The sequence below is a fragment of the Cellulosimicrobium sp. SH8 genome (assembly GCF_025818875.1).
In the GTDB taxonomy this organism is placed as follows: Bacteria; Actinomycetota; Actinomycetes; order Actinomycetales; family Cellulomonadaceae; genus Cellulosimicrobium; species Cellulosimicrobium cellulans_D.
In genome coordinates this window covers 182,146-203,396 of record NZ_JAMXMH010000008.1, presented here as the reverse complement: position 1 = coordinate 203,396, position 21,251 = coordinate 182,146, and the positions used below count along the sequence as shown (strand labels likewise).

The following is a 21,251-nucleotide window of genomic DNA, read 5'->3' as shown; positions in this document are numbered from 1 at the left end:
CGATCGAGCGATGCGCGTAGACGTGCATCACTCGATCGGAAGCGCATCACTCGACGCACGCTGGCGATGCAACGGCAGAGCGGGCCGGCGTCCGCGACGCCGACCCGCTCACGGGACGTCCGGGCGCTTCGTGCGCCCGTCCGTCCTCAGCCCCCGCAGGCGAGCGCGTCGAACGCGACCTCGTACGGCGTGCTGACGTCGGCGCCGTCGACCGGCGCCGTGCCGGTGACGGTCGCGACCCCGGCCGCGAGCGACGTGGACCGTGCCGCGAACGACTGGTACGCGTTCGCACCCGGCGCGACGTCGGCCACGACGCGCGTGCCGAACGGGGTGGCGAGCGCGACGTCGGCCGGGACGTCGCCCAGGTTCGTCGCGCGGACCGCGACGTAGGCCTTGCCCGCGAGGCAGCGGGAAGACGCGGTGACGTCGAGCTCGACCGCCGGGCCGGCGGCGTCGGCCGCGAACTCCCACGTGTCCACCTCGACGAGGTCGGCGCCCGCGGGGCCGGCGAACGTGAAGTACACGTCGTGGACGCCGCTCACGCCCTCCAGGGCGGCGGTCACGTCCGCCCACTCGCCGACGGGGGTGTCGAGGTCGAGCGTCCCGACGACGGCACCCTCGCGGTCGTCGAGGCGCACCTCGACGGCCGCGCCGTCGACGAGCGGCTTGACGCGCGCCGTGACGCTCGCGGCACCGTCGCCGAAGTCGACCGACGACAGCGCCGACCAGTCGCCGGCGTCGACGTCGCGGACGACGAGGTTCGGCGCCTGGGCGCCGAACTGCGCCGAGCCGCCGTCGACCTTCGCCGTGGTGAGCCCCTGCTGCCACGCGAACGTCTCCGCCTCGAGCACCTGGAACGGGTCGAGGTCCTTGACCTGGTCCACGCCCGCGTAGTCGCCCACGACCTGCTGGACCGTGCCGTCCGCGTTGAACGTCAGCTCCTGGATGTGCGGGCTGCGGTAGCCCTGCGTGGTGTTCCCGTTGATGCGCTTGTTGAGCGTGGGCGCGTGGTACGTGAAGTAGTACTTGCCGTCCAGCTCGAACACCGACTGGTGGTTGTTGCCGCCCGTGCCCGCGCCGAAGAACTGCGACTGGTTCGGGAACATCACGCCGGCGTACGTCTCCTTGGGGAACGACATCGGGTCGTCGGAGATCATGTAGCCGATCTGCCCGCCGCCCGGGTACCCCGGGAGCGTGGCCTGGTTGCCGCCGAAGTCGTTGCCGCCGAAGTGCGACGAGTACGACAGGTAGTACTTCCCGTCGCGCTCGAAGACCTGCGCCGCCTCGAACGCCACGGGCGCGTCCACGACGGCCGCCGTGCCCTGCGTCGAGACCATGTCGTCGCCGAGCTCGATGACGCGGATGTTCTTCGGGTTGTTGAACCGCTCCGCCGCGGGCATCGACGTCGACGCCGGGCCGCCGCCGAAGTAGAGGTACGCGCCGTCGTCGGTGACGAGCGGCGCCGGGTCGAACTTCCAGGCCACGGCCTCGGCGCCCGGGGTGCGCCCGTCGATGAGCGTGCTGTCGCGCTCGCTCGTCCACGGCCCGAGCGGCGAGGCGCCCGTGATGACGTTCGACGACCCGCCGCCGTTGGCGTAGTAGAGGAAGTACTTGTCGACGCCGTCGACCGTCTTCTTCGCCATGCCCGGCGCCCACGAGTTGTTCGTGAAGGGCGCGACGCCCTGCGGACCCGCGACCTGGATCTCGCCGTGGTCCGTCCAGTTCACGAGGTCCTCGGACGAGATGAGCGTGATCTGGTTGATGCTGCCGTAGTTGATCTGCGGCGAGACGCCCGTCACCGGGTCGGGCGCGTAGCCCTGGGTGTCGTTCGTCATGTACATGTACACGCGACCGTCCTCGACGAACCCGAACCCGTCGGCCCCGAACTTGTGGGAGATCAGCGGGTTGTGCTCGCCGGGCACCTTGCCGAGCACCTCGATCGTCTTCGAGGGCGGCCCGGGCGGGGCCGCGCCGACGACGGAGACGTCGTCGAGCACGAAGTCCATGAGGTGCGTCGCCGGGTCGGCCGACGGGTTGCTCGTCCACGGCGTCTCGAAGAACAGCCGCGCCGTGCTGACGTTCTGGTCGGCCGGGATCGTGAACCGGCCGTCGAACGTCGCCCACTGGCCCTTGGTGGCGGTGACGCTCACCAGGTTCGTGTACGTCCCGCCGCCGTAGTGCATCGTGGCGAAGAACTGCTTGGTAGCCGGTGCCGCGGCGGCGTCGTACCGGATCCTCGCGGTGAGCTCGTACGTCTCGCCCGCCCGGACCTTGCCGCTGAGGTCCTGCATCGGACCGGAGCCGGTCGTCGCACGCTCGGTGGTCAGGGCCGCGGCCTCGCCCGCGAACGCCTGGTCGGTGGTCGACAGCACGGCCTTGTCGGTCGCGTTGCCGTTGTTGACGAACCAGCCGGTCGTGCCGTCCTCGAAGCCGCCGTTGACGACCAGCTCCTCGTCCGCGGCGTACGACGGCAGCGCGGCGAGCGACGCGGAGAGCAGCGTCGCGAGCGCGGCCCCGGCGACGGCGCCGCGCAGGCGACGTCGTCTGCGGTGGTGCGTGTCCATGGATCCTCCTCGATCGATGTGGGTGTCCTGCGTGTCCGCGCACCTCGCGCGGACGGTCGTGCCCCCGACGGCGGTGTCGCGCCGTCGTCCTGCGTCCTCCTCTCGTCCGGCACCGGCGGGCCGCCCGGGCGACCCGCCGGCGGGTCGGCGGCGGGTCAGCCGCCGTACGCGACCGTGCGGGTCGCGGTGGACCCGTCGGTCGAACGGGTGACCGAGACCGTCACCTCGCCCGCCGGGACGCTCGTGAGGCGGCTCGCGAACGCCTGGTACGCGTTGCGGCCCGGCTCGACGTCGGCGAACGACCGGCTGCCGTAGGGCGTCGTGACGACGACGTCGACGGGCACGTCCTCGTCGTTCGTCACGCGCACGGCGACGTAGTCCTTCCCGGCGAGCGCGCGCACGCTCGCCTCGGCCGTGAACGCGACCTCGGCGGTGTCTGCCCGTACGAGGGACGCGACGGCGAGCGCGAGCGCCCGCGCGGGTGCGTCCGCCTCGTTCTGCGTCGACGGCGCGGTCGTGGCCCGTGCCACCGCGAGCTCCTTCGCGACGGTGGACCACGACTCCGCCGTGTAGTCCGCCGGGTCGAGCCCCTCGGCCTCGGTGACGACGGCGTCGAGCGCGGAGCGATCCGCGCCCCCGTCGGCGTCGAGCACGTCGCTGAGGAGGAAGTGGTCGACGTCGACGTGCCCGCCGGTCTGCTCCTTGGCGTAGGAGAAGAGGCCGAACCGGTACCCCATGAAGTGGGACAGGCTCCAGTCCATGACGAGCGGCCCCTGGCGCGCACCGAGCGGCTGCCAGGTCCGCCCGTCGAGGCTGTAGGAGTACTGCACCCAGAGCTGGCCGTTCGGCGAGGCGAAGTCCGCGTCCGCCTTGAGGTGCACGTCCGCGTGCTCGCCCAGCGGGACCTGCGACCCGGGGACGAACGACTCGACCGCCTCGCGGTCGATCGTGTCGGTGAACGGCTGGAGCCGGGTGACGAGACCGAGCGTGCGCTCGCCGTCGACCTGCTGGATCCCCGCGTACGCGAAGCTGCGCCCGTAGACGGCGAGGCCGGCGACGTCGCCGTCGAGCATGCCGGAGACGTCCAGCCTCGTCTGGGCCGACGACGTCGGGCCGAACGTGCGCTGGCCGAGGGTGTTGCGCGCCTCCTCGAGATAGGTGAGGTCGCGCCCGGGCGCCTTGGTGTACTCCGCCTCGCCGGTCACGACGTGCCCGTTGGTCAGGCGCAGCCAGCCGTCGCGCTCGGTGAGCGACCAGTACCGGTTGTCCGGCGCGTGGTTCCACTGCCAGGCGAGGTCGAGGTCCGAGCCGTTGTACGACACCTCCTCGAGCGTGGGCGTCTCGACGTCCGGCGCGCGGCCGACCACGGAGACGTCGTCGAGCAGGTACTCGACGCTCGACGACGGCGGCTGCGGGTTGCCCCACGGCGTCTCGACCGCGAGCTTGAAGGTTCGGACGTCGGCGTCCTGCGGGACGGTGTAGGTGCCCCGCACGGTCGTCCACTCCCCCGGCGAGGCGTTCGCCCACGCGAGCGTGGTGACGCCCGCGCCCCAGTCCCCGACGAGGTTGAAGCGGACCTGCGCCGGCCCGGAGGCGTAGCGGACCCGGGCCGAGACCTCGTACGTCACGCCGGCCTGGATCTTCCCGCCGAGCTGCTGGTTCGGCCCGGAGCCGTTGAGCGTCCGGCCCGCCACGCGCAGCGCGCCCGCGCCCGACGCCGCGCCGCTCGTCTCGCGCGACAGCGTCGCCCCGAACTGCGCGGCCCACGGGGCTGTCCCGGCGTCCTCGAAGCCCGGGTTGGCGACGAGCTCGACGCCGAGCAGCGACTCGTCGTACGTGGGCGCGTCGGGGACCTCCCAGACGGTGTCGCTGAACGCGCGGTGCTCGGCGTCGTTCGCGAAGTCGTCGGAGGCGACGATGCTCTTCAGCCGCTCCCGGCGCTCCGTCGCCGGGTCCAGCACGATCGGCTTGGCGAACGTGTCGCCGACGCGCACGACGCCGTCGTCGCCGAACGTCGGCCAGCCGCCCTCCCACGTCGCGGGGATGAGCGCGGGGATGCGGCCGAGGGGGTAGGTGTCGCGGAAGAACATGCCCCACCACTCGTAGCCGCCCGCGCCGTCGGGCACCTCGACGAGCCCGCCCTGGGCGAAGCCGTCGGAGTTCAGCGCGCTGCGCGCCTCGTACGGGTTCGACCCGTCGGCGGTCTCGTAGCGGCCCAGCAGGTGCGGCGAGCGGAACAGCACCTCCTGCCGGTTCTGGCCGCTGGGCCACGTGATGATCGCGACGTAGTACTCGCCGTCGATGTAGTGCACCTGCGCACCCTCGAACAGGCCCCCGACGAACGGCTCGCCCGCGTAGTCCTCGGCGCGGAAGATGTTCGGGAAGTCGGCATCGATCGCGGTGAGGTCTTCGTTCAGCCGGACCGCGCTCGTCGCGCCCGAGCCGTAGAAGATGTACGGCGTCCCCCCGTCGGCCTCGTCGAAGAAGAGCGACGGGTCGTGGAACCCCCGGCCCAGCGCGGTGCGCTCCCACACGCCGTGCTCGACGTCGTCCGTGCGGAAGAGGTACGACCCTCCGAGGTCGTTGGTGTTGAACACCACGTAGAACGTGCCGTCGCGGTAGCGCAACGACGACGCCCACTGCCCGTTGCCGTAGCCGTTCTGCCCGTTGCGCAGCGACGACACGTCGCCCACGCCGAGCCGGTCGTAGACGTACCCGATGATCTCCCAGTTCACGAGGTCGAACGACTTCATGATCGGCGCACCCGGTGCGAGGTGCATCGTGGTGCTGATCATGTAGTAGACGTCGCGCCCCTCGTCGCTCTCGGCCGCGGGGACGCGTGCCACCGAGATGTCGGGCACGTCGCTGCCCAGCAGCGGGACGCCGTACGTCCCGTCACCGTGGTCGGTGGTCGTCAGCCCGGTGAGGGCGGTCGCCGCCGGGGGTTCGCCGTCGGCCGTCGCCGTGGCGTGCGCCGCGGGGATGGCCCCGCCGAGCGCGAGCGCGCCCGCCACGATCGTCGCCGCGGCATGTCTTCTCCGGTGCCTGCTCATGTCCATCCTCCTCGTCGAGGTCCTGCCGGTTCGGGGTCCTGCTGGTGTATCGATGTCGGTACCGATATCGACGAACGCCGCGACGCTGCGACCGGCGTCCTCGCGGCCTGTCGGACCGGGCCGTGAGGACGCCGTCGCAGCGTCCGGGCTCAGCCGCAGGCGCGCGGCTCGACGTCGACGTCGTGGGTCGTGGTGACCGGGGCGCCGTCGAGCACCGCCGTCGCCGAGACCGTCGCGGTGCCGGCGGGGACCGTCGTCGTGCGCGACGCGAACGACTGGTAGGCGTTCGCGCCCGGGGCGACGGCCGTGAACGACCTCTCCCCGTACGGCGTCGACAGGGTGACGTCCACCGGCGTGGCGCCCGTGTTCGTCGCGCGGACCGCCACGTAGACCTTGCCGGCGAGACAGCGCGACGAGACCTCGACGTCGAGCGGGACGACGGCCGTCGTGCCCGGCACGATCTCGACCCGGTAGGTCGTGGCCGTCTCGTGGTCCTGCGCGACGCCGACGACCTCCACGGTCCGCCCCGACCCGTCCGCGGGGAGCGGCACGACCCGACCCTGCGTGTCGTCGACGAGCACGCCGTCGACGCGCACGAGGCCGCTGGGCACGTGGGGGTCGGCGTCGAGCACGACGTTCGTCGTGCCCGCGGGCACGGTGAGGGTGTAGTCCGTCACCGCCGGGTCGAACGCGGGGGCGAGCGACCCGGTGTCGAACGCGAGCGCCGCGAGCCCGGGCGTCGCGTCGTACGACGCCGCGCGGTCGACCTGGACGCCGAACACGCCTCCGGCCCAGCCGCCTGTCGCCTGGAAGCGGACGGTGACCACGGGGATGCGCGCGCCGTCCTCGTCGAGCACGTACTCGCCCGCGCTGTCGACCTTCCAGCGCGTCCCCTCCCCGATCTCGAGGTACTTGGCGGGGAGCTGCGTCGTGTCGACGTAGAACCCCTGCTCGTCCTTGGTCGGGGCGTTCGCGACCGTGGTGATCGTCTTGAGCCTCTCGTCGTTGACGTACACGTCGAACACGCGGCCCTGGTCGCCGGAGTAGAGCGTGACGCCCAGGTGGTTCGACGCCGAGGCCGGGTCGACCATGAGGTCGTAGCTGAACCAGCCCGTGCCGTTCGCGTGGCGGAACTGGCGTCCGGAGAACGCCCCGACCGACGACCCGCTCTGCTGGAGGTTCTTCGCGTTCTCGAAGTTGTTGTTGTCGAAGCTGGTCAGGCTGTCGACGGTGCGGTCGGCGTCGCGCAGCGCCTCCTTGGCGCGCAGGATGCGCTCCTGCGACGCCGCGGAGTCCGGCTCGTCGAGGTTGAGGTAGAGCCCGTAGGTCACGTCCCAGTTGGTGTGGTGGGGCGTGAAGACGAGGTCGCCGCCGTCCGCGGTGTTGCGCAGCTCGAGCTGGACCCGGCCCTCGGCGTCGTCCTCGACCCGCACGAGGTTCTCGGCGATGCGCTCCTTCCACTCGTCGGCGCCCATGTTCGCCGCCGTGATGGTGGTCTGCGCGTCGGCGTCGCGCGTGGCGGAGCGGACGAGGATGCCCGTGCCCTGCCACGCCGGCTCGGGGACCTCGCCGAGCGTCGCGGAGAGCACGACCGGCCCGTACCGGAAGGCCACGAAGTACGGGTTGTCCGGGGTGTCGACGACGGACGCCGCCATCGGCATCGTGTACCGGACCACGTCGCCCGCGGCGACGGGCAGCACGACGTACCCGCGCGACACGACCGGCTCGACGGCGGCCCCGTTCACCTCCAGGCCCGGGTCGCCCGCGATCCACGACGGCACGCGCAGGCGCAGCGTCGCGTCCTCGGCGACCGCACCGCCGTCGAGCGCGTCGACGCGGAAGGTCACGGTGTCCTCGTTCGGCAGGTTCGCCTCCTGCGTGAGCCGCAGGTTCTGCTCGGCGTGCTCGACCGTCGAGGAGAAGAACATGTTGACCCACACCGAGCCCTGGCCGGTGAAGTAGATCGAGTCGCCGAGCTTGGAGAAGCTCTCCATGCCGGTCCCGGTGCAGCACCAGAACTCGGTGAACGGCAGGTTGTAGACGCGGTGGTAGCCCGACGCCATGGGGTTGAAGTACGTCGTCGTCCCGGTCTCGGGGTTCTGCGACGCGAGGATCGTGTTGATGAACGCGTTCTCGTAGTAGTCCGCGTACCGCACGTCCTTGCTCAGCGTGAACAGCTCGCGCGCGAGCTTGAGCATGTTGTACTCGTTGCACGTCTCGGCCGTCTCGGCGTTGCGTGCCGTGCCCTGCTCGTCGGCGCGCTCGTGCAGCGAGCCGGGCGCGTGGAAGTGCTCCGCCTGGCTGTTCGCGCCGGTGACGTACGTGTGGTCGCGCACCACGATGTCGAAGAAGTTCTCCGCCGCCGCGAGGTACATCGGCAGCTCGTCCTTCTCGGCAGGCGTGAGCAGGTCGTAGTACTCGGGGTTCTGCGTGAACACCTGGTAGCGCTTGAGCGCGCCGAGCAACTTGGGGATCTGCGTGTTGGCGTGCTTGCCCGGCAGCACGTCCCGGCCCGCGGCGAGCTGGCGGAAGAACGTCACCTCGTCGAACGCCTCGGCCGCCTCCTTGATGCGCACGTCGCCCGTGAGGTCGAACAGCTCGTACAGCGCCTCGTTCATGCCGCCGTACTCGGTACGCAGCATGACGTCCGTGTTCGGGAGCTTCGCCACGCGCCCCTGCACGTAGAGCCCGAACTCGGTCGCGACGGCGAGCGCCTGGTCCCCGACGGGGCCGTCGACGTGCTCGGCGACGTCGAGCAGACCGGCGAGCACCTTGTGCAGGTTGTACCAGGGCACGATGACGTTCTCGTCCGACGTCCCGGTGCCCTGCACCTGGTCGAGGATCGACTCGCGGAACGCGGAGACGTACCCGGCCGAGCCGGGGTGCGCGGCGGCGTAGGCGTCCTGCACGCGCGCGAGCCCGCCCACGCCCTCCTCGATCTCGGTGAACAGCGCGGCCTTGGTCGCCTCGTCCTGCGTCGAGGACCACGACATCGCGAGCGCCGAGAGGTAGTGCCCGAACGCGTGGCCGCGGAAGTTCACGGCGTTGCTGCGCTCCCAGCCGCCGTACCCGGCGGCGGTGGTCGGGGTGAGCCCGCCGACCTTGTAGAACTCGTAGAGGAACGTCTCGGAGTCGAGGCTCAGCAGGTACTCGTGCTCCTTCGCCGCGGCGTTCTGGAGGAAGTCGTCGGAGAGCAGCACGGACGACAGCGCGGTGTCCTCCAGCGGCGTCTCGTCGACGAGCGCGGGCACGACGACCTCCAGGTCGCGCGTCACGGGCTCGCCGTCCAGGTAGCGCACGGTCGCGGTGAGCGTGACGTGCGCGTCGTCCTCGCCGACCGCCGGCCGGACCACGGTCCCGTCGGTCCCGACGATCTCAGGGTGCGACGACCGCCACGTCACGGTCGAGCCGCGCGAGCCCGTCGTCGGCAGCACGAGCGCGACGGTCGCGCGCTCGGGCAGCGACAGCGCGTCGGCGTCGTCCTGGGCGATCGCGTCGCGGTCCACCGTGCGCCCGCTCGCCTCGTAGAGCCCGACGACGTCGCCCAGGTCCGCCACGGCGTCGTACAGGCGGTAGTCGTCGAGCGCGGCCTTGAGGTAGGCGCCGTTGTACTGCGGCCCGTTGAACCCGATCGTCTTGGGCAGCGCCGGGTCCGAGCCCAGGACGCCCGTCGCGTCGCCGCCGACGGCGTTCGCCACCGTGGACGGGACCTTCTCGCCGTTGCGGTAGAACGCCACGTCCTTCGTCGCGTGGTCGTAGGTGACGACGACGTGCGTCCACTCGTCCGCGGGGAAGAACGCCGCGCGGTCGGAGCTCGCGACCCGCACCTTGTAGGGCTGGCCCGACGCCGGGCCCACCGACAGCGCGAGCGGCACCGTGTCCGACTCGGACGACAGGTACCAGCCGTCGGAGTTGTAGGCCCGCTTGTTCCACGTGATGACGTGCTCGCCGGACAGCTTCCCGCTGGGCTCGACCCAGAACGAGAGCGTCAGGTCCTCGGGCTGGAGCGCGGTCGACGACCCGAGATCGAGGTACGTGCTGCCGCTCAGGCGCAGGGCCTGCCCCGCCCCGTCGACGCCGTCGACGTAGGAGTAGCCGGTCGGCGCGGAGCCGGTATGGCCGCGCAGGGCCACGGGGTGGGCGAGGGGGCTCGCGTCGGCGACGTCGCCGTCGAACGCGAGGTCGAGAACGGGCGCGGGCAGCGCGTCGGCCGCGACGGCGGACGGCGCCCACGCGGTGAGGGCGAGAGCGGCGGCAGTCGCCACGGCGGCCAGCCGGGCCGCGCCGCCGGGTCGACGGCGGACGCCGTCGGTCGGTCGGGGGTGCATCGTTGCTCCTCAGGGTCGCGCGCGGGCGTCGTCGCCCGCGCGTCGAGACGTGCGGTGTCGTGCGGTGGCGGCCCGCGCGGGTGGCGCGGGCCGCGCCCTCGTGGCCCGCCGGACCGGCCACGAGGGAAGCGGCTCTCGCGAGGTAGAACCGGCGGTCGCGAGGTAGAGCGCGGAGGCTTCTACCTCGCGACCTGCGGTTCTATCTCGGCATCGTTCAGCCGCAGTCGAGCGCGTCGTAGGCGACGTCGGCGGTCGTGGTGACCTGCTCGCCGTCGAGCGTCGCCGTGCCCGTCACCGTCGCGACGGCCGCCGGGGCCGACGTCGCGCGCGTCGCGAACGACTGGTACGCGTTCTTGCCCGGCGCGACGTCCGCGAACGTCTTCTGCCCGAACGGCGTCGTGAGCGTCACCGAGACCGGGACGTCCTCGCCGTTCGTCGCGCGGACCGCGACGTAGGCCTTGCCCGCGAGGCAGCGCGGCGCGACTTCGACCGCGAGGTCGAGCTCGGGCGCCGCGTCGGACGCGTGCAGCCGGACGAACGTGATCGAGTGCGCGGGGAACTCGTAGGAGAACTCCTCCCCCACGCCCGTCAGCGTCCGCTCCACCGGGACGACCCGCTCGGGGTCGGCCTTGGTGTTGGTGTCCGACGGCGCGCCCACCATCTCCGTGACCGTCGCGTCGGGCGCGATGCCCGTGCCGGCCTCGAGCCCCTCGACGTGCACCTGCGTGCGCGCCGCGGTCGCGGTGGGGTTGACGACCTTGACGACGACGTCGCCCGTGTCGTCGTCGCGCGTGACGACCTGGTAGAGCGACTTGGTCGACGGCTGCTCGTAGGACATCTGGAGCTCGCCGTCGAGGTACAGCTCGATGGTCGATCCCTCGACGACGACCTTGACGTGGTACGGCTGACCGGCCTCGATGCTGTGGTTCTCGACCGCCTTCACCTCGTTGGCGCTCCCGCCCGACGCGCGCTGGAGCGCCTGGCGCGAGTTGTTCCACCCGCCGAGGTTCCACCAGTAGTAGTCGTTGGGTCCGCCGGCGGCGAAGCCGACGAGGAAGCCCTCGGCGCCCGACGTCTTGCGCGCGTCGAGCTCGAGCGTGTAGCTCGACCAGTCCTTCGCGTACGCGCCGGAGACGATCGACCGGGCGTCGGTGACGTTCGTCGCCGACTGGACGTAGGCGCCGTCCTGCGCCGCCCACGTGCCCGACTGCGGCTCCCACTGCGACGCGCCGGACTCGAAGTCGTCCGAGAAGAGCACGTCGCCGCTCGCGTTGTCGGTGACGCGCACGTTGTCGTACTGCGCGGCCGTGTTCCACGTGGAGAGGAACACGCCGCCGTCGAGCGTCGCGTCGGCGGGCGCCGGGCCGGCGTGCGTGCTGGGCACGACCTCGTCGCCCGCGTTCGCGGAGAACAGCTGCTGGACGTAGTAGTTCACCGAGCCCCAGGACTCGTCGTTGTCGAACCAGATCGCGTCGGGCGACCACTGGACGTACGACTCGTTGGCGAGCAGCGGCGCGTACGACGCGAGCCGCACGACGTCGGAGTTGCGCTCCAGGCCGGTCATGAACGAGGCCTCCGCGAGCGCGTTGGCGAACGTGTTGCCGCGCGACGCGTACTCGCCGAGGAACACGTGCGGCCCCTCGCGGTCGTAGGTGTCGTAGCGCTCGTCGTTCTCCAGGAACCACTGCGGGTCGTTGTAGTAGTGCTCGTCGACGAGGTCGACGTCCTGCGCGCGGTTGAACTCCCACAGCTCGTCGAAGCGCTGGCCCGTGTCGTCCGGCCCGGAGTTCGAGATGATCTGGACGTCCGGGTAGGCGGCCGCGATGGCGTCACGGAACGCCGGGAAGTTGGCCTCGAACGTCTTCGTGTTCTCCTCGTTGCCGAGGCCGAGGTACTTCAGGCCGAACGGCTCGGGGTGCCCGAGCTCGGCGCGCACGGCGCCCCACTCGGTCGTGACGTCACCGTTGGCGAACTCGATCAGGTCGACCGTGTCGTCGACCCAGCGCTGGATCTGCGCGGGGTCCGTCATTTCCGGGATCGTGCTGCCGCAGCCGTTGGCCCCGACCGACACCACGGGCAGCGGCGTCGCGCCGAGGTCCTCGGCGAAGAGGAAGTACTCGAGGTACCCGATGCCGTACGACTGGTTGTAGCCCCAGAAGTTCCAGTTGGTCGCGCGCTCCTCGACCGGGCCGATCGTCTCCTTCCACTGGTACGTGCGGCGACGGTCGGTGAAGTTCGACTCCTCGTACGTGCGGAACGTGCCGACGTTCGTCACGCAGCCGCCGGGGAAGCGCAGGAACTGCGGGTCGAGCGCGTCGATCTTCTCGGCGAGGTCCTTGCGGAGCACCGACGGGCCGTTGACCGGGCCGACCCACGTGTCCTGCGGGAAGAGCGAGACCTGGTCGAGGGCGAGCGTGCCCGCCGCGCCGGAGAGCAGCGCGAGGCGCCCGGCGTTCGTCGTGCCAGTCGCGGTGAGCGTGACGTCGTACTTCTTCCACACGTCGGAGCCGTCGACGGCGACCTGGCCGGTCGCGTATGCCGTGGTCCCGGCGTTGTCCTCGACCCGGACGGTGACCGTCTGCGCCGTCGCCGACCGCGCCCAGACGGAGAAGTCGTACGACTCCCCCTCCTCGACGAACAGGCCCGTGTTGTACCCGGCGTTGCGCACGCCGGCGCCCGCCGCGGTCGTCGTGAGGTTGAGGTAGTTCCGGTTCGTCGCGTTGAGCCGCCCGGCGTCGTTCACGACCTGCGTCGTGGCCGTCGCGCCGCCGCGGTTCGCGGCGCTCCACGCGGTGAGCCCGGTGAACGACCCGTTGTCCTGGTTGTTGAACTCGAACGACCGGTTGCGCACAAGCTCGGCGTACAGGCCGCCGTCGGCCGCGTAGTTGATGTCCTCGTAGAAGATGCCGTACAGCTCGTCGCTCGTCGCGGTGCGCTCGCCGGCGAGGTCCACGGTGATCTCGTGGTCCGCGCTCGCGGCGGGCGTGATCGTCAGCTTCGTGGCCGCGTCGCGCGCGCCCAGCACGAGCGCACCGTCCTCCGCGCGCACGCCGGCGTACCGCTCGGGGTCGGCCGCGTCGCGCAGCCAGACCTTCCCGCCGCCCGCGTCGGTGAGCCGCAGGGTCGCGGCGTCCTCGCCCGCGGCTCCGAGGGAGAGCCGGGACGCGCCGGAGACGACGACGGGCCGGTCGTCGACGGCGAGCGTCACCGGGGACGTGCCCTCGGCGCCGTCGGCCGCCGTCGCGTCGAGGGCGACCGTCGTCGCGGGGCGCTCGTCGTCGAGGGCGAGGCCGTCGTCGGTCGCCACGAGGTACCGGGCGTCGCCCGGGCCCGCGAGCGTGAACGCGCCGTCGGGCACCTGGTCCGCGCCCTCCGCGGTCTGGAGCGCGACGTAGTCGAAGGCCGCCGTGTGCGACGCGCCGTTCTGCGCGGCGAGCGCGTAGAGGCCGACCTGCGTCGTCGGGAAGTCCACGGTCACGGAGCCCGCCGGCTGCCACGCGGTGCCGTCCCAGTAGGACGTCGCGATGGTGTCGCCGGTCCGCTGCATGCGCAGCGTCTCGCCCGTGGACCCCGGGCGGTCGGTGAACGCGGCCGCGGTGAAGACGCCGCCGCTCTCGACGTCGTTCTCGATCGCCCGGCCCGACGGCGACAGGCTGCCGACGAACGTCAGGCCGGACCGGACGTAGTTGTCCATGTCCTGCCATGCGACGAGCCCCGCACCCTGGTACACCGTGGCGACGGGCGCCTCGAGGTGGGTGACGACCGTGAAGTCGCCGGCGGGCACGTCGAGCAGCACGACGTTCTTGGCGCTGTTCGCGTCCTGGTAGGTGTCGCCCGGCTGGGACGTGAGCCGGAGCGCGCCGCCGGAGACGGCGAGCGCCTCGGGCACAGGGTTGACGACGGTCCAGTCCGCGCCGAGCGCGGCGCCGTCGAACGCGTCGACCTGAGCGCCGTCGGGCAGGTCGGGCTCCGCGGCGGAGGCAGGCACCGACGTCGCGAGCGCGACCGCGCCGACCAGGCCGGTCACGACCGCGAGCGCGACCGTGCGTCGGCGGCGGACCGCTCGGTGCCGTGGCGGGTGAAGGGACGTATCCATGGGCTTCCTCTCATCGTCGAGAGACACGCACCGTTGCGTGTGAGCGTTAACAGGATCGTGGCCGAGCCTAGTGTGAACGCTCACATTCGACAAGGGTCATGTCGTGACACACCGCCGGTCGAGCACGCGCCCGACCGACCCAGGGGTGCCGGCCCCCGTCCAGCTCCGGTGATCCCCGGGCGAGCCGCCCGGGCAGACGGCCGTGGTGCCGGGCCCGGCCGGTGCGGCGTCACGAGGACGACGCGCCAGCCGGGCCGGGCACCACCGGCTCACCTCCGCCTGACGACGAGCACGCGCTGCAGGATCACGAAGACCAGGAGCAGCACGCCGATGACGATCTTGGTCCACCACGAGCTCAGCGTGCCCTCGAAGGTGATGATCGTCTGGATGAGGCCGAGCACGAGCACGCCCAGGACGGACCCGAGCACGAAGCCCGTGCCGCCCGTGAGCAGCGTGCCGCCGATGACGACCGCGGCGATCGCGTCGAGCTCCATGCCCACGCCGGTGAGCGAGTAGCCGGACCGCGAGAACATCGCGAACAGCAGGCCGCCGATGCCGGCGCACGTGCCGCTCACCACGTACACGAGCACCTTGGTGCGGGCGACGGGCAGGCCCATGAGCATCGCGGACTGCTCGCCGCCGCCGATCGCGTACACGGTGCGCCCGAACTGCGTGTAGTGCAGCACGTAGAAGGCGACGGCGACGACGACGAGGGAGATGATGACCGCGGTCGTGATGCGCCACCCGTCGCCGAACTGCTGGCTCCAGCCCGCCAGGGCGACGAACGACTCGTCGGTGATCGGGATCGACTGGAGCGAGATCACGTAGCAGAGACCGCGCGCGAGGAACATCGCGGCGAGCGTCGCGATGAACGGCTGGATGTCGAAGACGTGCACCATCAACCCGACCGCGAGGCCGAGGACGGTCCCGATGAGGACCGAGATGAGGAGCACGACGGCGACGGGCCAGCCGCTCTGGAGCAGGGACGCCGTCGTGATGCCCGAGAGCGCGACCACCGCGCCGACCGACAGGTCGATGCCGCCCGTGAGGATGACGAAGGTCATCCCGACCGCGAGCACGATGAGGAACGAGTTGTTGATGAAGAGGTTCGAGATGACGCGGGCCGAGAGGAAGTTCTCGTACCGGCTGCCGCCCACCACCAGCATGAGCGCGAGCACCGCGAACGTGCCCAGGACCGGGAGGTAGCGCCGGTCGAGGCGGAAGCGGCTCGTGAGACGCTCGGTCATTCTCGGGCCTCCGGGGGTGACGGTCTCGGCGCCCCGGGGGTCGGGGGGCGAGGTCGGGGCAGGGGTCTGCACGGCGGACATCAGGCGCTCACCTCCGCGGCCGCGGCGGCCGTCGGGGCCGCGCGACGTCGTCGGGCGGCGACCACGTCGCGCACCTTCGGGGACTGCGCGAGGCAGACCGCGATGACGACGATCGCCTTGAACAGAGGCGTGACGGACGGCGAGATGCCGAGCATCGTCACCGTGAGCGTGAGCGTCTGGATGATGAGGACGCCGACCAGGGTGCCCGAGAGCGAGAACTTGCCGCCCGCGAGCGACGTGCCGCCGATGACGACGGCGAGGATCGCGTCGAGCTCGATGAAGAGACCCGCGTTGTTGGCGTCGGCCGCCATGGTGCTCGACGAGATCATGAGACCCGCGAGGCCCGCGAACAGCGCGCACACCGCGTACACGGTCCAGATGATGCTGCGGGACTTGACGCCCGCGAGGCGGCTCGCCTCGGGGTTGATGCCGACGGACTCGATGAGCATGCCGAGCGCGGTGCGGCGCGTGAGCAGCGCGACCGCGGCGAACACCAGGCCCGCGAGCACGACCGCCACGGGGATCCCCAACCAGAAGCCGGAGCCGATCGCCTTGAACGGCGCGCTGTTGACCGTCGTGATCTGGCCGCCCGTGATGAGCATCGCGACGCCGCGGCCCGCGGTCATGAGCACGAGCGTCGCGATGATGGGCTGGATCCCGAGGACCGAGACCAGGAAGCCGTTCCACACGCCGAGGACGAAGGACAGCGCGAGCGCGATCCCCGCGGCGACCAGGACGGTCGTCAGGCTGTCGGGCGAGGGCGACGACGCGATGAAGCTCAGCGCGACGGCGCCGGAGATCGCGACGACCGCGCCGACCGACAGGTCGATGCCCCGCGTCGCGATGACGAGCGTCATGCCGAGCGCGACGAGCAGCAGCGGCGCGCCGTTCTTCAGCAGGTTGACGAGCGAGCCGAACAGGTGGCCGTCCTGGAGCCGGATCGACAGGAAGCTCGGCCGGTTGATGGTGTTGACCGCCAGCAGCACGACCAGCGCGACGATCGGCCAGAAGAGCCGGTGCTGGACGGCGCGCTGCCAGGCGGGTGCCGTGGTGCTCATGACTCCTGCCCTCCGCTCGCGATGAGCTCGACGACGTCCTCGACGGTGACGTCCTCGTCGTTGGTGATCTCCGCGACCTTGACGCGGTCGCGCATGACGGCGATGCGGTGGCTGAGCCGCAGCACCTCCTCGAGCTCGGCCGAGATGAACACGACCGACATGCCCTCGCCCGCGAGCTGGGCCACGAGCTTCTGGATCTCGGCCTTGGCGCCGACATCGATGCCGCGCGTGGGCTCGTCGAGGATGAGCAGCTTGGGCGCCGTCGCGAGCCAGCGCGCGAGGAGCACCTTCTGCTGGTTGCCGCCCGAGAGGTTCTTGATGAGCGCGTCCGGGTTGCCGGGGCGGATCGCGAGTGCCTTGATGTAGGTCTCGACGATCTCGTCGACCTGCTTCTTCGGCAGGCGTCGCGCCCAGCCGCGCTCCGCCTGGAGGCCGAGCACGATGTTCTCGCGGATCGTCAGGTCGCCCACGATGCCCTCGGCCTTGCGGTGCTCCGAGGAGAACGCGATCTTGTGCTGCATCGCGCTGCGCGGCGTGCGCAGGCGCGCGGGCGCGCCGCCCACGCGCACCTGGCCGGAGTCGGCGCGGTCCGCGCCGGCGAGCAGGCGCGCGAGCTCGGTGCGGCCCGAGCCGAGCAGGCCGGCGAGGCCCACGACCTCGCCCGGGTACACGTCGAGGTCGAACGGCTGCACCGAGCCCTTGCGACCGACGCCGAGAGCCTGGACGAACGGCGTCGCCTCGCGGTCGGCCACCGAGCGCTTGGGCGCCTCCTCGAGCTCCTCGAGCACCTCGAGCGAGGTGCCGATCATCTTGGAGACGAGCTCGAGCCGCGGGAGCTCGGCGGTGACGTACTCGCCGACGAGCTTCCCGTTGCGCAGGACCGTCATGCGGTCGGAGATCTCGTAGACCTGCTCGAGGAAGTGCGAGACGAAGAGGATCGCGACGCCCTCGTCGCGCAGCCGCCGCACGACGGCGAAGAGCTGGGCGACCTCGTCCGCGTCGAGGCTCGAGGTCGGCTCGTCGAGGATGAGGACCTTGCACTCGACGACGAGCGCGCGGCAGATCGCGACGAGCTGCTGGACGGCGAGCGAGTGGGCCGCGAGCGACGAGGCCGGGTCGATGTCGAGGTTGAGGCGGGCGAGCATCTCGCCCGCGCGGCGGCGGGTCGCGCGCCAGTCGATCGCGCCGAGCCGGCGCGGCTCGTGGCCGAGCATGATGTTCTCGGCGACCGAGAGGTTCTCGCAGAGGTTGACCTCCTGGTACACCGGCGAGACACCGGCGGCCTGGGCCTCGCCCGGGCCCGAGAACGTGTGCTCGGCGCCGTCGACGACGATGCGACCGGAGTCGATCGAGTAGACGCCGGTGAGCGCCTTGATGAGCGTCGACTTGCCGGCGCCGTTCTCGCCCATGAGGGCGTGGACCTCTCCGGGCCGGAGCGTGAGGTCGACTCCGTCGAGCGCCTTGACGCCCGGGAACTCGATCGAGATCCCGGTCATCTCGACGACGGGTCGACCGTCGGGGACGGCGGTAGTCATGGGTGACCTTCCGTGCAGCGGTGGCGACGGGGCTGCCGGGCCCCGGGGCGCCTCAGGACGCCGGCGACGTCGGCATGCCGGCGGTGGTGCGTCGGCCGCGCGCCGGGGAGACGTGCTCTCCCGGCGCGCGACCCGTCCGTGGTGGCGGGCCGGTCGGCGTCGACCGGACCGCCGGGCGGGCGGCCGTCCCGGATCGCTCCGGGACGGCCGCTCGGCGCCGGTCAGTACTCGCGCGTCGGGAGCGCCTCGACGGCCTGCTCCTGCGTGAAGGACTGGTCCTCCACGACGATGCGCTTCTCGACCTCCTCGCCCGCGACGACCTTCTTGATGATCTCCGCCAGGTCCGGGCCGAGGAGCGGGTTGCACTCGACGATGAAGTTGATCTTGCCGTCGGCGAGCGCCTGCATGCCGTCCTTGACCGCGTCGACGGTGACGATCTGGATGTCCTCGCCCGGGACGAGGCCCGCGGCCTCGATGGCCTCGATGGCGCCGAGGCCCATGTCGTCGTTGTGCGCGTAGACGAGGTCGATGTCGTCGTGCGCCTGGAGGAAGCCCTCCATGACCGTCTTGCCCTCGGCGCGCGTGAAGTTGCCCGTCTGGGAGTCGATGATCGTGACGTTCGGGTTGTCCTTCGTGGCGTTCTCGAACCCGGTCTTGCGGTCGATCGCGGGCGCCGCACCGGTGGTGCCCTGGAGCTCGACGACGTTCATCGGCTCCGTGGCGGCCTCGGAGACCCAGTCGCCGGCCATCTCGCCCTCGAGGATGAAGTCCGAGCCGATGAACGACTCGTACAGCGTCTCGTCCTCGGAGTCGACCGCGCGGTCCGTGAGGATCACGGGGATCCCGGCGTCGCGGGCCTCCTCGAGCACCGCGTCCCAGCCGGACTCGACGACCGGGGAGAACGCGATGACGTCGACGCCCTGCGCGATGTAGGAGCGGATCGCCTGGATCTGGTTCTCCTGCTTCTGCTGCGCGTCGGAGAACTTGAGGTCGAACCCGTTCTCGGCCGTGAGCGTGTCCTGGATGGACTTGGTGTTCGCCGCGCGCCAGCCGGACTCGGCGCCCACCTGCGAGAAGCCGACGACGATCGCGTCGCCGCTGCCGCCGTCGCCACCCGCGTCGTTGCTGCTGTCGTCCGTGCTGCCGCCCCCGCTGCTGCACGCCGCGAGCGCGAGGACCGCCACGCCGGCGAGGACACCCGTCAGACGCGTGCGCGCCTTGGTCGTGCTGAACATGCTCTCCTCCTTGAGATGCGACCTCGGCGCCGTGCCGAGGGTCGTCGGGTCGTGCCAGTCCACCATCGGACTGTTGACTCTTGTTGATACATGTTTGCTTGTGTCAATGTCTAGCGGTGTCAGTGCCCCTCCCGCAAGTCCCGACCTGACATTCCGCATAACCGTTCGGTAACCGTTGTGGTCACCGCCCGACACCGCGGCGTGCCGTCCGTGCGGAGCCTGCCGAGGCCGTGAGCCCCAGACCTGCGGATGTGATCGCTCACACCCTCCCGAGAGACGATGTTAGCGCTCACACGCGCGGAGGGGAAGCCGCCACCCGTCACGGTTCGGTCACGGCCACCGGGCCGCGCTCGGACCTGCGCAGACGGCTCCCCCGAGCCCGTCAGAGGCCCTGCGCGACGCGGTAGAACACCTGGTTCCACCGCACCTGGTCGCGGAACCCACGGCGCGTCGTGCCCTCGTCGATGACCAGGAGCTCGGTGCGCGCGATGTCGGCGAACACCTCGAACGCGTCGATGCCCGCCGCGGTGGAGAGCACCGTGTGGTGCGCGCCGCCCGCGGTGAGCCACGCCTCTGCGGAGGTCGCGAAGTCGGGGCGCGGCTCCCACACCGCCCGCGCCACGGGCAGGTGCGGCAGCGGCGCGCTGGGCGCGACGACGTCGACCACGTTGGCGGTGAGGCGGAACCGGTCGCGCATGTCCGCGAGGGACACGACGACGCCGACGCCCGGGTCGGCGTCGAACACCATGCGGACGGGGTCCTCCTTGCCGCCGATGCCGAGCGGGTGGATCTCGACCCGCGGCGTCGAGGTCGTGAGCGACGGGCAGATCTCGAGCATGTGCGCGCCGAGGATCTTCTCGCTGCCGGGCGTGAGGTCGTAGGTGTAGTCCTCCATCAGCGACGCCCCACCGGGCAGGCCCGCGCCCATGACCTTCGCGGCGCGCACGAGGACGGCCGTCTTCCAGTCGCCCTCGGCGCCGAACCCGTAGCCCTTGGACATGAGGCGCTGGACGGCGATGCCGGGGAGCTGGCGCAGGTCGCCGAGGTCCTCGAAGTTCGTCGTGAACGCCTTGGCGCCGACCGACTCGAGGAACGTCTCGAGCGCGATCTCCTGGCGGGCCGCGTACCGCAGGGACGCGTGCCGGTCGCCGTCCTTGCGGAGCTCGGGGACCACGTCGTAGAGGTCCTCGTACTCCGCGACGAGCGCGTCGACGTCGGCCTCGGAGACCTCCTCGACCGCGCGCACGAGGTCGTTCACGCCCCACGTGTTCACGCTCACCCCGAACCGGAGCTCCGCCTCGGTCTTGTCGCCCTCGGTGACCGCGACGTTGCGCATGTTGTCGCCGAAGCGGGCCAGGCGCAGCTCGTGCGTCGCGGCCCAGCCGGCGGCGCCGCGCACCCACGACCCCACGCGCGCCGTCACGGCGGGGTTCGACACGTGCCCGACGACCGTCGTGCGCGCGACCCCCAGGCGCGTCGCGACGTACGCGTACTCGCGGTCGCCGTGCGCGGCCTGGTTGAGGTTCATGAAGTCGAAGTCGATGGTGTCCCACGGCAGCTCGACGTTGGCCTGCGTATGCAGGTGCAGCAGCGGCTTGCGCAGCTGGTCGAGGCCCCCGATCCACATCTTCGCCGGGCTGAACGTGTGCATCCACGTCACGACGCCCAGCACGCGGTCGTCCGCGTTGGCGTCGAGCATCGCGCGCCGGATCGAGCCGGCGTCCTTGAGCACGGGCTTCCAGACCACGTTCGCCGGGACGTCGGGGGACGCGTCGAGCGCGCGCGCGACCTCCTGGGACTGCTCGGCGACCTGCCGGAGCGTCTCCTCTCCGTACAGGTCCTGGCTCCCGGTGAGGAACCAGATCTCGCGGTCCGCGTAGGGCTTGCTCATGTCGGTCCATCTCTCGTGTCGTGAGGCGGGCGCCGCACCGCTGCGGTCCCGTCCCGGGTGGTCGTGCTGCTGTCGTGCTGCGTCGTGCTCCACGTGCCCGGTGCGCGGCGCGCCGCGGGTGCCGTGGGAGCCGAGACCGCCAGGGGGCGGCACCGACCCGTGG

Annotated in this window: 9 protein-coding genes; all 9 read right to left on the bottom strand. The window is 71.5% G+C overall.

The features are described from left to right. Positions 1–146 precede the first annotated feature (146 nt). Entirely contained in the window at positions 147–2,564 is a 2,418-nt protein-coding gene (locus NF338_RS12810) for a family 43 glycosylhydrolase (protein ID WP_264031134.1), read from the bottom strand. Positions 2,565–2,719: 155 nt separating this feature from the next. Further along, on the bottom strand, positions 2,720–5,617 hold the full coding sequence (locus tag NF338_RS12805; protein ID WP_264031133.1) for a family 43 glycosylhydrolase: 2,898 nt from the start codon (positions 5,615–5,617) through the stop codon (positions 2,720–2,722). A 149-nt stretch (positions 5,618–5,766) separates the two neighbouring features. Then, the gene (locus tag NF338_RS12800) at positions 5,767–9,945 is read right to left on the bottom strand and encodes a beta-L-arabinofuranosidase domain-containing protein (RefSeq protein WP_264031132.1); all 4,179 of its coding nucleotides are present in this window, start codon (positions 9,943–9,945) and stop codon (positions 5,767–5,769) included. A gap of 214 nt (positions 9,946–10,159) precedes the next feature. After that, positions 10,160–14,041 carry an alpha-L-arabinofuranosidase C-terminal domain-containing protein gene (locus tag NF338_RS12795; RefSeq protein ID WP_264031131.1) on the bottom strand — a complete coding sequence of 1,294 codons (3,882 nt, stop codon included), beginning with the start codon at positions 14,039–14,041 and terminating at the stop codon, positions 10,160–10,162. 269 nt (positions 14,042–14,310) lie between these two features. Beyond that, positions 14,311–15,288: a galactofuranose ABC transporter, permease protein YjfF gene (yjfF, locus tag NF338_RS12790; RefSeq protein ID WP_264031130.1), complete on the bottom strand. Its 978-nt coding sequence runs from the start codon at positions 15,286–15,288 to the stop codon at positions 14,311–14,313. A gap of 80 nt (positions 15,289–15,368) precedes the next feature. Next, entirely contained in the window at positions 15,369–16,427 is a 1,059-nt protein-coding gene (locus NF338_RS12785) for an ABC transporter permease (protein ID WP_204540067.1), read from the bottom strand. After that, the gene (locus NF338_RS12780) at positions 16,424–17,962 is read right to left on the bottom strand and encodes a sugar ABC transporter ATP-binding protein (RefSeq protein WP_264031129.1); all 1,539 of its coding nucleotides are present in this window, start codon (positions 17,960–17,962) and stop codon (positions 16,424–16,426) included. The genes NF338_RS12785 and NF338_RS12780 overlap by 4 nt, the downstream gene beginning before the upstream one ends. A 221-nt stretch (positions 17,963–18,183) precedes the next feature. Continuing rightward, positions 18,184–19,197: an ABC transporter substrate-binding protein gene (locus NF338_RS12775; protein ID WP_264031128.1), complete on the bottom strand. Its 1,014-nt coding sequence runs from the start codon at positions 19,195–19,197 to the stop codon at positions 18,184–18,186. A 382-nt stretch (positions 19,198–19,579) separates the two neighbouring features. Beyond that, positions 19,580–21,088, bottom strand: a complete 1,509-nt coding sequence (gene araA, locus NF338_RS12770) for an L-arabinose isomerase (RefSeq protein ID WP_087472798.1) — start codon at positions 21,086–21,088, stop codon at positions 19,580–19,582. Positions 21,089–21,251 lie beyond the last annotated feature (163 nt).

Coding starts and splice junctions, on each gene's coding strand:
- NF338_RS12810 (WP_264031134.1), bottom strand. CDS start 2,564: ATGGACACGCACCACCGCAGACGACGTCGCCTGCGCGGCGCCGTCGCC.
- NF338_RS12795 (WP_264031131.1), bottom strand. CDS start 14,041: ATGGATACGTCCCTTCACCCGCCACGGCACCGAGCGGTCCGCCGCCGA.
- NF338_RS12775 (WP_264031128.1), bottom strand. CDS start 19,197: ATGTTCAGCACGACCAAGGCGCGCACGCGTCTGACGGGTGTCCTCGCC.
- NF338_RS12780 (WP_264031129.1), bottom strand. CDS start 17,962: ATGACTACCGCCGTCCCCGACGGTCGACCCGTCGTCGAGATGACCGGG.
- yjfF (WP_264031130.1), bottom strand. CDS start 15,288: ATGACCGAGCGTCTCACGAGCCGCTTCCGCCTCGACCGGCGCTACCTC.
- NF338_RS12800 (WP_264031132.1), bottom strand. CDS start 9,945: ATGCACCCCCGACCGACCGACGGCGTCCGCCGTCGACCCGGCGGCGCG.
- araA (WP_087472798.1), bottom strand. CDS start 21,088: ATGAGCAAGCCCTACGCGGACCGCGAGATCTGGTTCCTCACCGGGAGC.
- NF338_RS12785 (WP_204540067.1), bottom strand. CDS start 16,427: ATGAGCACCACGGCACCCGCCTGGCAGCGCGCCGTCCAGCACCGGCTC.
- NF338_RS12805 (WP_264031133.1), bottom strand. CDS start 5,617: ATGAGCAGGCACCGGAGAAGACATGCCGCGGCGACGATCGTGGCGGGC.